Source organism: uncultured Psychroserpens sp. (assembly GCF_947500255.1).
Classification (GTDB): Bacteria; Bacteroidota; Bacteroidia; order Flavobacteriales; family Flavobacteriaceae; genus Psychroserpens.
In genome coordinates, this window is sequence record NZ_CANMRL010000001.1 from 144,085 (window position 1) to 159,634 (window position 15,550).

Sequence of the window (15,550 nt, forward strand, 5' to 3'; positions counted from 1 at the left end):
TTGGAACTTCATCTCTCTTTTGTCATATTAACTATTATTTTATGTGTTGTTGTTTGGCAAGATTTGAAACAACGCCTCATTCATGTGTTGTTACCAATTTTGGTGTTCTTAACAGCTGTAATAATAAACTATTTAAGTGAGCATCTAAATTTTATGATGTGCTTAAAAAATATTGGATTTGTAGTAATAAACATTATTGGTGTAACACTTTATTTTTCATTCAAGAATAAAAGTTTTGTTAACCCAGTTGATTCAATGATAGGCCTAGGTGATATTTTGTTTTTTGTAGCAATTACACCATTGTTTAACTTGAAATCATATATATTATTTTTTATTGTAGGCATGCTGTTTTCGCTTGTCATACATATCATAGTAAACGCATTTAAAAAACAAAAAACTGTACCATTGGCAGGTTATCTTGCCTTATTTTTAATCGGAACAGTTTTTTTTGAGCGCGTTCTAAATTTAAACCTGATTATACTATAATTTTTGAACAACTTAGAACACATAGAGTTAAGTATTGGTTTGCAACAAGCCATAAATTCTGACATGGCTAATCATTTTAGTGTGGTGCCAAAAGAAATCAATACTGCCGATGCACTTTTCTACTTTGATCAGAATAGGATTTCAGAATTAAATTCGATTAAAGAAGAACTTATACTCATACTTAATAAGAACATCACTTTAGAACCCATTGATAGTACTGTTCTAAAAAAAGCATTATCTACATATTACAGAACAAATACCGATCGTTCGAAATTAATGTCCTATTCTAACGATTTTTTAGAAGAATTAATCTTTGAAGCGAAACATATTAATGCTAGTGATATTCACATCGAAATATATGAAGAGGATGCTAGGGTTAGATTACGAATAGATGGCCAGCTAATTGAGAAAAATCATATCAAAAAAGATAGCTATAATGAGTTAATCAATCAAATTAAAATTAAGTCAAATTTAGATATTACCGAGAAGAGACTGCCCCAAGATGGAAGGATTGAATACGAAGATTTTGATATTAGGGTATCTATTTTACCGACACATCACGGTGAAAAAGTAGTGATGAGGATTCTAGGAAGAGACGCATCGCACTTAAATATTAACCAACTTGGACTGGAAAATGATGATCTTTCTAGGTACTTAGAAGCTGTTAGGAAGTCTAACGGTATTGTCCTTATTAGTGGACCTACAGGATCTGGTAAAACAACAACTCTATACGGAACACTAAAATACTTGAATAATATCGAGCGTAATATTGTTACCGTAGAAGATCCTATAGAATATACTTTAAAAGGTATAAATCAAGTCCAATTGAAAGAAGATATAGGACTTACATTCACCTCGGCATTACGATCATTTTTAAGACAAGACCCAGACATTATTATGCTTGGGGAAATTAGAGATGGACAAACCGCTCAAATGGCTATAAGGGCATCTTTAACCGGTCATTTAGTTCTTTCTACTATACATACCAATTCTGCCGTTGGTACCATCTCTAGACTTATGGATATGGGAGTACCATCATTTTTATTGGCAGAAACCATGAATATATCTGTCGCACAACGTTTATTGAGAACACTTTGTGAAGACTGTAAGCAAGAACAAACGTTTGATATCAATGATATGCCAAAAACGTTTAAACTAAATAGAGAGATAAAAACACATCACGTTGCTGTTGGTTGCCACAGTTGTTATCATACAGGCTACAAAGGAAGACGAGCAATTTATGAAATTTTACCAATGACTGCTGAAACAACAAATGCCATTAAAAATGGTACGTTAGAGCAGTCTAATTTTATGGAAGGTCAAAAATTATCAGACAAAGCTTTAGATTTATTTACCCAAGGATTAACATCTATCGATGAAATTTATTCTATACTCATTAACTAAATACTTATGACGAAGAAAATACTACTACTATTAACAGTCATTCTTTCCTTTCAAATAGGATGGACACAATCTAATTTGAATGAGTTTAAGAGTAAAATGGAAGAACTCGCAAAAACTAAAAAAGGTTTAGATGAAAGCATAAGAATTGATCTTACCGGACTTACCTTATATGATTATATCACGACACTGGCAGCTGAACATGAATTAAATGTTAGTGTCGATCCACAACTTAATCAAATAGTAACTGCCAATTTTTTTGATGTCAAGGTTTCTGAAGTATTTTATTTTTTAATCAGAACATATGAATTGGATGTCGATGTCATGAATAATATATTGATTTTCAATAAGAAAAAAGAAGAAGTTATAGTAGAAAAACCCAAACCTTTAAAAGTCATAGATGTCTCCTACAATAATCAAAATGATTTTCTATCAATGAAACTCAAGAACGATTCTCTGCCAAGAGTGGCCCAAGCCATTACAGACGCTTCTAAAAAGAATGTTGTTCTAGCTCCAGATATTAAGGATATGAAGGTTTCTGCGTATATATTAAATAGACCTTTTGATCAGGTATTAGATATGATGGCAAAATCTAATAGTCTTGTTGTATCTCAGGATGAGAATAGCAACTACTATTTAGAAAAAGACAATACGCCTAAAGAAGAGGTTAGACCAAATAACACACGTAATACTTCAAACAATAGAAGACAAAATAATAATAGACCAGCAACAGGAACCTCAGGAAGTTTTACTATAGAAATTAATGATAAAGGATTTTTAAATATTCAATCATTTGAAGGTGATGCTGCCGAAATGATCATTGAAGCAGCCGAGAAACTTAAGATAAGTTTGTTTATGTATGATACACCCGAAAATGTGAGTACTACTTTAATTGCTAACGGAATCACTTTTGACGAACTTTTAAATCATTTGTTTACAGGAGAGATATACACTTATAAAATTGTAGATCAATCATATCTCATCGGAGAGCATGTCACCGAAGGTCTGAGAACGACCGAACTCGTGCAATTAGAAAACAGATCTATTGAATCTGTATTTAGTTCGCTTCCTGCTGCACTTACTCAAAATCTTGAAATCAAAGAGTTTATAGAACTAAATGGGTTTGTAGTATCTGGATCGAAAATTTATATCGATGAGTTTAAAGATTACATTCGAGAAATAGATATAGTTGTACCTGTAATTCAGATTGAAGTTATTATCGTTCAGTATCAGAAATCATATGAAATACAAACTGGAATTCAAGCGGGATTAGACAACCAACCAAGAACAACGTCTGGTGTATTGTTTCCAACAGGTGACGTATCACTTAATTCGACATCTGTAAATAGTCTTATAGATGCATTTAACGGACTTGGCTTTATAAATTTAGGTAAGGTCACTGAAAATTTTTATCTCAATTTAAGAGCTCTAGAAAACAACTCGTTGATCAAACTATCATCAACACCAAAGTTGGTAACACTTAATGGGCATGATGCTACGTCCTCTATAGGTGAAACAAGTTATTATTTTGAGCAGAATAACCAGCTCATTAATACTGGAGTGAACAATAACATCTTACAATCTGGCACATGGAAATCTACCGAAGCAAATTTGAGCATTAGTATTACACCATTTGTATCTAAGGATGAAAATGTAACACTTACCATATCTGTTGAACGCAGTTCATTTTTGGCACGTGTTGGAGAAAATGCACCTCCAGGTAAAGCAACTCAGAAATTTGAATCAATGATAAGTGTGAGAAATAATGAGATGATATTACTGGGAGGACTCGATGAACTAGAGAATGAAAACTCAGGAACAGGAACACCATTTTTTGCTAGAATACCAATTATAAAGTGGTTTTTTAGTAGTAGAAAGAAACGAAAAGAAAAATCAAAACTTCATATATTTATTAAACCCACAGTAACCTACTAATGGTAAAGAACCTCAAAACACTTTTAAAAGGAAAAGATCACTATTACTTGATTGGAGTTTACTCCGTTCAAGATACTATTGAATACCAGTTCCTTGAAGTTGCTCTCGAGGTCGACGAACTAAAGATTATTGAAAGGCAGCATTTTTCTAATGCTGACGAAGAGTTTAAAAACTACCTTAAGAAGGACTACCCTGTATTACTTCATTTTGATGGTGATAATGTGATTTCTAGATCTACAGAAAATAAACAAGGCTATAGAAATAGTATTGTTTTTAAAATGAATCCAGACGACTTCAACTTTTACGAATACCATCAGGATAATCAAATATATGCCTCTCTAACTAGAAAGAAGGTTATAGATGACGTGATGGCATTATTAAACAAGAACGACAAGTTTGTAGTGCACACGGCTTTAGGTCCTTTTGTGTTATCTCAATTGTTTTCATTGGTTAATCAATCTCACATATATACAAATTTTTATGCGCTTGAATTCACTTCTGAGCACTTAGTTTCGTTTACAAAAACAGAAGAGAAAAACCAAAAGGTTTCTATTTCCGAAGATCTATTTAATCAGAACGAAATCGCACTCATCGCTACCTTTTTAGAATACAAACAAGGGAATTCAAACGTGCACTTTGATGATGACTTTTTAAACGCAAATAAAGAGCAACAGAAATACAGAAAACAATTCAAACAAATGAGTGCCTTTACAATTGCATTCATTCTATTGGCTTTATTTATTGGTCATAACCTCTTAGGTCATTATGTAGAATCTCTTGCCCAAAAGGAATCTCTCTATTCTATTTCTCAACAAACCATCCTTGAGGTTAACAATTTGAGAGAAGAAAGAGAACTCAAAGAGAAAATATTAGAATCTAGTGGTGTTATCGACCCCAATTTTTTAACGCAATATTTTGTCGAAATTGGAAATATTATCCCAGAGAGTATTACTATAAATTCTATGGACATCGCTCCTGCATTAAAAAAAATAAAACCAAATGAAAAAGTAACTATCGATACAAAAATTATTAGCGTTATTGGTGAGTCTGAAAATGATGACGACTTCAATAAATTGGTTAAAAATTTGAGAGCCATTTCTTGGGTCAAAAAAATAGATATTACTAGCTATACAGAAGATAAATCTGGAAATTCATTTGTTTTAGAAATAAAGAAATAAGTGGCTAAAAGTTTTACATATAAACAAAAGTTTTTTGGCATAGTATTAGGCTTTGTCATCCTATCGCTTGCGACTTATAAAAAAACATACAAACATGTTTTTGAAGCTAAAGCACAATTGAGTTTGGTCGATGATAAATTAAAAGACGTTGATAATTCTAATAATGAAGTTATTTTTCTCAAAAATGAAATCAATAGTCTTGATAACATTATAGGAGGTCAAAGTAAAACACCAGAGCAAGTTCAGCAAATGATTCTTGATTTTGTATCTAACTCTAATTACGATGTTGATATTTCATCTATAGAAGACACCCATTTATATAGTGATAACGAATTTAAAATATACACCAACACTATTGAAATTGAAGGCTCTTATTTTGATTTAATGAAACTGTTTTATGATATTGAAAGAGAGTTTAATATGTCTAAAATAATTAGTAGCAAACTATTTTCAATTAAGAACTACAGAACCAATTCAAAACGATTATATTTAAAATTAATTTTTCAGAATTATGAAAAAAATAAATAGCATTCTATTAGCCGCAATAACGATAATGTCCTTTTCATGTGACGATATTATCGAAGAAGACATTGCCAACGATACAATTCAAACAGTCGCACCAAATGAAGGCGCAACAATTGATGGTAATACTGTTCAATTTGTATGGCAAGCCCTAGATGGTGCTGATGATTATAGGTTGCAAGTCATTAATAGTAATCAAGCTTTAGTTGTAGATTCTTTGACCACAGCCACAAGCTTGGATATTGTTTTAAATCCAGGTAGCTATCAGTGGAGAGTAAAAGGGGAGAATTTCGCCTACACTACGCAATATACATTTCCAATAAATTTTGATGTGGAAGCATCAAATGATTTGACCAACCAAAATGTGCAATTACTTACACCTTCTGATGATCTATATACCAATGATCCTAACAGTATTATTTTGACTTGGTCATCTATTATTAGTGCCGACTCTTATACTTTAGACATTGTGAAGATTAATGGTGGTGAGCAAACGGTATTACAAGAGCCAGATATAACCACTACCAACTATTCACCATCTTCGACTGTTTTTGATGAAGATGCCGAATACATATGGAGAGTGAAGGCCGTTAATGCCACAAGTCAGACAAATTTTTCTGAACGTTCGATTTTTATAGACAGAGTATCGCCTAACCAGCCATCTCTTACGTTACCCAATGATATGGAAGAGTTTACAGATTTCACAGTTAACTTTAATTGGACCAATGGTGCAGATACTGGAGATTTGCAGTCCGCTATAACAAACACTTTTGAGGTGTCATCAGACATTAACTTTGGAACGTTGGTCGATTCAGAAGACTTACAAAACAACTCTTATCAATATACTTTTGAAACCACCGGAACATATTATTGGCGCGTTAGAGCTTATGATAGTGCTGGTAATGTAGGTGACTACAGTATTGTGAGATCATTTATCATTCAATAATGAAAAAAAAGCATCTTAACATAGTATTATTTATTCTTGTATTTGTTATTTACGGCGGTGTGTTTTTCAAGATTTTCAAAAAGAAAGAGGTCCAGTTAGATAATTCAGCTTATAACTCGACATTTTCTCAGCAAGTCTCAGACTTTAACATTAAGCGGTCTAATTTTAATATTTCTAGTATGAAAAGTGATCCTTTTGGGATAAGCAAAATGCGCACGAGAAAACCTATTGTAAAGATGGAGCCAAAATCAACTTTTAATTCGGTTCCCCAAAAAACCAAGACAAGTATGACATGGCCCAGAGTGACTTACTATGGGTTTATAAAAAATAATTCTAAAACAACCCGTTTGGCACTTATTAAAATTAATAATAAGCTTCATCGAAAAAGGGAGCAAGAAAAGATTGATAACATTCTGATAGTTAAGGCATATAATGACTCCATAAAACTAAGCTTCAATAATACAACTAAAACCATTATAAAAGTCAATGAATAAATATAAGATTTTACCTTTCCTAAATACAGCCTTAATTATAGGTTTGGCTATTTTTTGTGCTACAATGCTATTGGATAAAAAAGCACCTATAGCATACGTAAATAATGTAAAACTTTTTAATGAGTTTCAAATGACTAAGGAGATGCGTGCCATTGGAGAGAGGCAGATGCAAGAAAAAAGTAAAACCTTAGATGATCTAGTGTCAAATTATCAATCTATTGAAGACAAAACGTCCGAAACAGCCAAAAACATACAGAATAAAATTATTACGCTCAATAAGGAGCTTCAAGAGTTTCAACAGGGTTATTTTAACTCAGTTAATGAGAAAATAACCGACAGACTAGATGCATACTTGAAAGAATTTGGAAAAGCCAAAGACTTAAAACTAATTCTGGGATCTAACATCCTTTACGCCAAGGATGCCATTGATATTACAGATGAGGCCTTACTATATGTTAATGAAAGGTACAGCGGTCTACAATTAAAATGATTGTAGTTTAATAATGTATCAACTGCCAGCTCAATAAACTATGAAGAAAATCTACTTATTACTTACTTTATTTTCATTGAGTATTGGTACTCTATTTGGACAGGTGACAACAGTAGTAGCTGGTTTGGACGATTCAGACAAGTTATTATTAGTGAATAGCACGTTATATTTTACTCAACAAAATGATATTGCTTACATAGACATTGCTGAAACTGATCCTGTTCCCACAATATTAATTTCTGGTTTAAATGAGCCTTCAGGAATGAGCATAAAGGATAATTTTTTGTATGTGGCTCATTTTGGTGAAGGTGATGTGATAAAAATAGATTTAGACACCCCAGCGCCAAGTGTTATTGATGTCACATTTTTTGGGAACACCCCAAATATGCTTAAACTTGACAATAACGACCTGTACTTTACAGATAATAACGGTAGCAGGATATATAAATATGATACAACGAGCGATTCTCCACCAGCTGAGACTTTTTTAAATACAGCAAGTGGCCCGATAGGTATAGAGATTAAAGATGGGTATTTATACTACGGTCAGGCTTCGTTGGGAAACATTTTTAAACTAGCCCTTAATAATCCCAATGGAACTCCAGTAGAAGTTGTCTCTGGATTAGATCGTCCCATTGGTATGGAATTTAAAGGGAATTATCTTTACGTTGCCGATTTGGATGATGATAAGATTGTAAAAATAGATGTGACACAATCTCCAACGGTCATAGAAGATGTTGTCATAAATCTAAATAACCCAAAAGATATTACTTTTGATGGTGATATCATGTACATAAGTGAGCTCAATAAAATATCGAAAATAGATTTGTCGCTGAGTGTTGATGAATCTTCTATTAATGATATTGTTTTATATCCTGTTCCAACGAAAAACTATCTTAATATAGCAAATCAGAAAACCGATTTAAAATTTATCATTAATGATATTAATGGTAGAACTCTAAAAAAAGATAATGTCTCTCCTAATGAAAAAATAGATGTGTCCTCTTTGACACCAGGTTATTATTTTATCACATTTGAAGGAATATCAAATGTGACTAAAAAATTCATAGTGCAGTAAATTACGTCATATTATATTTCATAAATTATTTTCTATACTGCAATAGTAGTCGATTTCTACGTTTTTTATTGCTAAGCAAACTATATAAAAACATAGATTTGCATACGCAATTGATAAATTGATTTGTATAAACAAATGATTATCAATAACTTAATTTTAAAATCTGTAAGATTTTTCTTTAAAAAAATTACGGAAAAACCGTAAGTAATTTCTTTCTTTTTATAGAAAATAATTTGTACGTTTATACTGACTCAAGCTATTAATCAACTATTATTTTTTCATGTTTAAGAAAATTCTTTGCATTTCTTTATTGTCATTTTTTGTTCTAACATCTTGTAAAAAAGATGAAAAAACCGTTATAACGGAAGATTACAAATTCTATAATCTTCAACAGCAAGGTTGGAAATCCAAACAAATTAACCAATTCATAAATGACATAAATTATACTGCCACCGAAGTCCCTTTACAATACTATATTTTAAAAAACAGTGAGGATCAAATTGAAAAAGTCGATTCCATTTACAACTCAAATTCTAAAGAACGTATTATAGAGATTGAATTTCAGCATGTCGATAAATACGATTTACTTAAGGAAGAATTTACCGAAAGGTCATACGAAGATGCCGTAAAATATTTGTCTTTTCAAATTGAGAAAGATTTTACTGTAATAACTTCTTCCAATGATACAATTAAATGTTCAGGAGCACATTTTGAACGTAACTTTAAAGTTGCTCCGTTCAAACGAGCATTGCTCTATTTCAATAATATAAACCCCGAAGATAATATTAAGCTCATATATCAAGATCAATTATTTGGTAATGGCATTATTAAATTCAATTTCACAGAAACACCAATTAAGTTATAATTACAGATTATGATTCATACTATTAGAACAAGTAAACTTTCTAAGGTTATTGCTAGTTATTTGGCAATACAATTGATAATAACCACGGTTCAACCTACAAATCTATATGCCTTAACTGGTGGACCAGCTCAGCCAGAGTTTAACACTTTTACGCCCATTGGAACATCAGATATGGTTAATCTATCTTCTGGAGATTTCAATTACAATATTCCATTAATGGATGTTGGGGGCTACCCTTTGAATCTTGCATACGATTCTGGAATATCCATGGATCAAGAAGCAACTTGGGTAGGGTTAGGTTGGAACCTCAATGTTGGTCAAATAAACAGACAAGTAAGAGGATTACCTGACGATTTTAAAGGTGATCAAATGACTTATGAAAACAATATAAAAAACAATAAAACGGTTGGACTTACATTGTCAATAAATGGACAAGTTTCTGGTAATGAAAGTGTTGGGGCAAGTGCAAGTGCAAGTGCAACGCTTATGCATAATAATTATGATGGATTTTCCTTTACACCATCTTTTGGTGTGTCCTATAAATTTGCGAGTGGTACAAGTGTTGGGATGAACCTGACACCTTCTATCAATGATGGTGTAACCTTAACCCCATCTGCATCTCAAAGTTTTAGCAAAAAAGATAAGGATACTAAGGAAAATGCTAACGATGGAATCTCAAATTCTGTAGGTTTTGGAGTGCCTTATAATAGTAGACAAGGTATCACCGCACTGAATATTAACACCTCTACATCAAAAAAATCTACCGATACTTACAAAAAGAAGATTGGAGGAAAGACTCAAAATATTACAGACTCTTATGCTGGTGGCGCAAGCTTATCATTTATAGATAATACATTTACACCAAGCAAAAGAAATTCTTATAAAAACGACAATTACACTTTTAGTGCATCACTTGGACCAGATTTTTGGCCAGTAAGTGCTGAGTTTGGAGCCTCCGCTTTTGCCTCTTCTCAAAAACTAATTGAAGAAGAAAAAATGAAAACCGAAAAAGCTTTTGGTTATGAACATACTGAAAAAGGCACCTATGATGATATTCTAGATTTTAATCGTGAAAATGAGAAAACTATAAGTAAAAACACTCTATCGCTACCAGTCGTAAATTATACTTACGACCTGTATACTATTCAAGGTCAAGGTATTGGGGGTCAATTTAGACCACATAGAAGTCAAGTTGGTTATCTCTTTAGCAGTACGGTTGAAGATTCTGGTGATAGTTTTAGTTTGGGAGCTGAAGTCGAAGCCGCCACAGGTTTTCATGGTGGAGTCGACATTAGATATTCTCCTACCGAAAGTAGAACAGGGGTTTGGGATATCCCAGTACTTAGCAAGTTTAAACCAGCAACAAATACTGATGTTGATTATGAGCCAGTATATTTTGAAGCTGTTGGCGACATGAGCATAGATGACGACAGACAATTATTTTCACATGTCAATGGATTAGATCAAAACAATGTTGGTGGTGAGGACCCTATTGCTTTAGATTTAGTAGGTGGTGATTATGGTAAGACCGCTGTGAGTAGATTTAATACCAAGCGCTACGGAAATAATAATGAGATTATCAATGCTACAATTCCTATTACTAATCGTCTGAGAAGAAATAACAGAGATAAGCGTAATAAGGCAATTTTAAAAATTACAAAAGCTGAAGCAAATTTAGATCCATTTGTTAATGTAAATACGAAGCTAAAAAATCATCACACTAACGGTTTGAAAATATTACAACCAGATGGTTCAAATTATATTTATGGTGAGGCTGTTGCTAATGTTCAAAAAAATGAAGTGTCTTTTGCAACTAATCAAAACCCAAATTTAAGTGAAGGTACAATCCCAAGAATTGCATCTGAAGATTCCAGATTTAACTCGAGCGGTGTAGATAATTTTTATAGTAAAACATCTACTCCAGCTTATGCACATACTTATCTTCTAACTTCAGTGCTATCATCAGATTATGAGGATTTAAGTGGTAATGGACCTACAGATGACGATCTTGGCGCTTACACAAAATTTTATTACAACAACTTCATCAATGATGAAGCAAATGATTCAGGACAAAAAGTGACGAGCGTAAGTGATGATTACAATTGGAGAGTTCCATATGAAACAAATAAGTCATCGTACAATCCTGGGTTATATACCAAAGGGAATGATCAAAAAGGAAGTTATGTTAGTGGTACAAAAGAGCTAAAATATGCTACCATGATCGAAACTAAAACGCATATTGCAATTTTCGATTTTGACAGAAGGTTAGATGGCGTGTCTTCAGGGAACTCCGCCGATCATCAACTACACATAACAAAAATTAAGTTGTATTCTCGACCAGAAGCTATAGCGGCTAACTTACTTGATAACGATCCAAATAATAATGAAGATATTAGTCCAATTAAGACGGTTCATTTTCAATATGACTATTCATTAATGAAAGGAACACCTAACGGTAATCCAAATGAAAATTATGGACGATTAACGTTAAAGAAACTTTATTTTACTTATAGAGATTCTAATATGGGTAAGTATACTCCATATGTTTTTAATTATGACAATCCCAATCCAGACTATCAAATAAAGTCTTATGACGTTTGGGGAAATTATAAACCTTTGTTAGAAGACTCTGTAGTTCTTGAAGATAACAACAGCGATGGTGTTTATGATGATTTTTATGTGTCAGCAGCTCCTAGTGATCCTTCATGTGAAATAAATTACCCAACTACAGCGCAGGAATTTCCGTTTGTTTCTCAAGATAAAACCGAACAAGATTTATTTGTTTCAGCTTGGACGCTATCATCTATCGATTTACCTTCTGGAGGAAAACTGGAATTGGAGTATGAATCTGATGATTATCAATACGTTCAGGACAAAGCAGCTATGCAAATGTTTAAAGTTGTTGGCGTTAGTGATAACAAAAATAATTTTGGAACGCATCCAAATCAACTTTATGGGCTTGGAGGAGCTGGTAAGTATCTCATAGTTGAACTCACAGAGGACGTTTATGATGAATTTGAATTTGAAGAAAAGTATTTAGGTGAATATGTGAATAAGCCTTTGTTTTTTAGGTTTTTATTAAACATGGAAAAAAATAGTAGTTGCTCATATGATTATGTAGAAGGCTATTGCAATATCGATACCAATGCGCAGTTTGGCGTATTTTCAGGAGATGGAGGACAACAATATGGTGCTATTCCAATAAAATTAGTCGATTTAGAAGGAGGAATTAGTGGTAATGCAGATGTTAACCCTATTGCAAAGTCAGGTTGGTATTTTGCAAGACAAAGTCTAAATAGATATGCTTATGGTCAAGGTGATGATAATCCTTCTAACTTAAGTCTACAAGAAATAGTCAATGCTATTGGTGGATGGTTACCATTAATGGCAGAAATTTTTAGAGGCCCTAATGGTTATCTAAAAGATAGAGGAATCGCTAAAAAGTTCAAACCAGAAAAATCGTTCATAAGACTTAAACATCCAAGCAAGGCAAAACTCGGAGGAGGCATTAGGGTTAAAAAAATAATGATGCATGATAATTGGGACGTTATGGTGAATACACCTCAATCTGACATGGTCAATCCATATAGTAATTTTTACGGACAAGAATATTCGTATGAACTAGAAAATAACAATGGTAGTAGCGGTGTTGCGGCATGGGAGCCAAACATGAGTAAGGAAAATCCTTTTATTGAGCCTTTCTATAATAACGGTGAACGACTCATTGCACCAAAAGAAATGAACTATGTTGAAAAGCCATTTGGATTATCTTTCTTTCCTAGTGCAACAGTTACCTATCGTCGTGTGGCAGTTAAAAGTCTAGACCGACAAGATGGTAATAATGTCGTAGGAAATAATGCAACAGGAGAGGTTGTTAGTGAGTTTTATACAACCAAAAAATTCCCTACAATAACAGATCATACTAACTTAGAAGATCCGAATAATTATAAAACAAATCAGGCCAACATTTTAGACAACGTACTCAATCTAAATGTTAAAACTGAATTCGTCTTGTCCCAAGGCTTTACAGTTATTACAAACGACATGAATGGTAAACCTAAAAGTCAGAAAGTACTTAATGAAAATGGTATGCTTATCTCTGGCGTGGATTATATCTACAATGAAACTAATGGGCGATTAAATAACAACTTGCCTGTTGTATTGGAAGATGGTACAGTAGATTATAGAAATATTGGTATGCAATATGATGTAATAACAGACTTTAACGAGAATTATAATTTAAGTGAAACCTATGGTGTTAATACCAATATTACATTCTTTATAATACCAGCAGTAATTCCTATCCCGATACTTTTAGGTCAACTGCCTTATTCTCAAAAAAAGAATGAAACCATATTAAGAACAACTAGTACGACCAAAGTAATCCATAAAACGGGTATTTTGAAAGAAAAAATAGCATATGATGTTGGTGCAAGAGTGAGTACCAGAAATATTGCTTGGGATGCTGTTAGTGGACAAGTTTTGCTCACTGAGACCAATAACGAATATGATGATAATTATTATAATTTTAGTTATCCAGCACATTGGGCCTACAAAGGAATGGGGCAAGCAGTTCACAATCTTGGTTTGAATGCTTGGATTGAGAAAGCGCCAATTACGCTACAAGATGCTGCCGATGTCGGTGATGTTGATTACCCTGCTCTAGAAGGTTATCATGCTGCAGACCCTCAAGGATCTGCTTGGAATCAGCTAAGAGATTTCTCTACAACAAATATTAGAGATGTATTATCAGAAGGGGACGAAGTTTACATCTATTCAACAAAAGAAGGGACACCTTACAAACATTTATGGGTAAGCGAGATCAACGCTAATAATCAAAAATTCATACTAGTAGATCGCTATGGAAATATCCAAACACCTTGTGGTGATAATAATGATAAATGGATGCGTGTCATACGCTCGCATAGACGTAATTTACAATCAGCATCTATGGCTTCAGTAACATCTCGTGCCAATCCGATTATCTATAACGCTAGTAATGATATTGTAACTAACGTTAATATCACCAATGGTTTTAATTTCAATGGTACTGGCACTAACCCAAAAATTATAAATGCTTCAGTAATTCAGTATGAGGACTTTTGGAGACCACAACGTGAAGGCAATTTAAGATTATATCCTCAAGATATTTTCCTTGATGAAAATGATAACAATGTGAGCTACCCAAAATTTACAGCCAACCCATATAACAATAACTTTAAAGGTGATTGGAGAGCTGTAAAGTCATATGCTTATCTTACACAAAGATTATCTAGCAATACCACAAGAAATAGTGGATTCTTTAAGGATTTCGTGCCATTTTATAAGTATGAAAATAATGAATGGGTTGTCGACGATAACGCGCAACAAAATCTATGGACCTTTGCCAGTAAGGTGACAAAATATTCTCCTTTTGGGGCTGAATTAGAAAATGCAGATGCTTTGGGTATATATTCTGCGGCTCAATATGGATATGGTTATACTTTACCAAATGCTGTTGCGAGTAATAGCCAATACAGAGAAATGGGTTATGATGGTTTTGAAGACTATAATAGTCGAGGTAGAAACTTGCATTTCAGCTTTAAAAACAGCCAGTATGGTGATGCTAATAATGGCGCAAGTATTACTTCAGAGGAAGCGCATACAGGACGTTATAGCATGAAAGTCACTCCTGGTAACAAAGCTACTATAAGCAAGCAATTCGAAGAGAGTGGAAAATGTCTAGATCCAACTGTACCTTATGAACTTAGGAACGACCTATGTGAAGAACCAGAATATGATTGTCCGTGTGGAGGAACTTTTCCAAATTGCAACCCTTGCGGATGTCCATCAGTTGGCGATCAACCTTTAGCATCAAATGATGTTAACGAATTCTCTTATGCTTTCCTCTTTGGAAATAACGTGCAAACCGTTTTTATGACTAATGAATGTATCATGGGCAATGATGGTGATCAAGGTAGTGAGTGTATATCGTACAATTTAGATCCTATAAATAGTAAAGTAATAATCAATACAAATGGATGTCCGCCAAACTCATTTGGTGATCAGTCCTATGTATACATCAATTTATGCTTTACAGTAACTTATCCTGACGGTACAGTATGTAACCACATCATAAAATTCTGTACGACCTGTTAACCTTTTAAAATTGAAAA

At 33.2% G+C, this 15,550-nt stretch carries 11 protein-coding genes; all 11 read left to right on the forward strand.

The window, feature by feature from the left end:
* The 11 genes from Q0783_RS18360 (at position 1) to Q0783_RS00640 (ending at position 15,533) form a co-directional block, all read left to right on the forward strand.
* Entirely contained in the window at positions 1 to 486 is a 486-nt protein-coding gene (locus Q0783_RS18360) for a prepilin peptidase (RefSeq protein ID WP_366915424.1), read from the forward strand.
* Between the two features lie 3 nt (positions 487 to 489).
* On the forward strand, positions 490 to 1,890 hold the full coding sequence (locus tag Q0783_RS00595; protein WP_298892433.1) for a GspE/PulE family protein: 1,401 nt from the start codon (positions 490 to 492) through the stop codon (positions 1,888 to 1,890).
* A gap of 6 nt (positions 1,891 to 1,896) precedes the next feature.
* Entirely contained in the window at positions 1,897 to 3,822 is a 1,926-nt protein-coding gene (locus Q0783_RS00600) for a type II and III secretion system protein (RefSeq protein WP_298892436.1), read from the forward strand.
* Positions 3,822 to 5,000, forward strand: coding sequence for a PilN domain-containing protein (locus Q0783_RS00605; protein ID WP_298892438.1), 1,179 nt, complete (start codon positions 3,822 to 3,824; stop codon positions 4,998 to 5,000). The genes Q0783_RS00600 and Q0783_RS00605 overlap by 1 nt, the downstream gene beginning before the upstream one ends.
* Positions 5,001 to 5,528, forward strand: a complete 528-nt coding sequence (locus Q0783_RS00610) for a hypothetical protein (RefSeq protein WP_298892440.1) — start codon at positions 5,001 to 5,003, stop codon at positions 5,526 to 5,528. It begins immediately after the preceding gene.
* Positions 5,512 to 6,468: a hypothetical protein gene (locus Q0783_RS00615; protein WP_298892442.1), complete on the forward strand. Its 957-nt coding sequence runs from the start codon at positions 5,512 to 5,514 to the stop codon at positions 6,466 to 6,468. Before Q0783_RS00610 ends, Q0783_RS00615 begins: the two co-directional genes overlap by 17 nt.
* The gene (locus Q0783_RS00620) at positions 6,468 to 6,962 is read left to right on the forward strand and encodes a hypothetical protein (RefSeq protein WP_298892444.1); all 495 of its coding nucleotides are present in this window, start codon (positions 6,468 to 6,470) and stop codon (positions 6,960 to 6,962) included. Before Q0783_RS00615 ends, Q0783_RS00620 begins: the two co-directional genes overlap by 1 nt.
* Positions 6,955 to 7,452, forward strand: a complete 498-nt coding sequence (locus tag Q0783_RS00625; RefSeq protein ID WP_298892446.1) for an OmpH family outer membrane protein — start codon at positions 6,955 to 6,957, stop codon at positions 7,450 to 7,452. Before Q0783_RS00620 ends, Q0783_RS00625 begins: the two co-directional genes overlap by 8 nt.
* Positions 7,453 to 7,492: 40 nt before the next feature.
* Positions 7,493 to 8,530, forward strand: a complete 1,038-nt coding sequence (locus Q0783_RS00630; RefSeq protein WP_298892448.1) for a T9SS type A sorting domain-containing protein — start codon at positions 7,493 to 7,495, stop codon at positions 8,528 to 8,530.
* Positions 8,531 to 8,810: 280 nt separating this feature from the next.
* The gene (locus Q0783_RS00635) at positions 8,811 to 9,395 is read left to right on the forward strand and encodes a hypothetical protein (protein ID WP_298892449.1); all 585 of its coding nucleotides are present in this window, start codon (positions 8,811 to 8,813) and stop codon (positions 9,393 to 9,395) included.
* 9 nt (positions 9,396 to 9,404) lie between these two features.
* Positions 9,405 to 15,533, forward strand: a complete 6,129-nt coding sequence (locus Q0783_RS00640; protein WP_298892451.1) for a hypothetical protein — start codon at positions 9,405 to 9,407, stop codon at positions 15,531 to 15,533.
* Positions 15,534 to 15,550 lie beyond the last annotated feature (17 nt).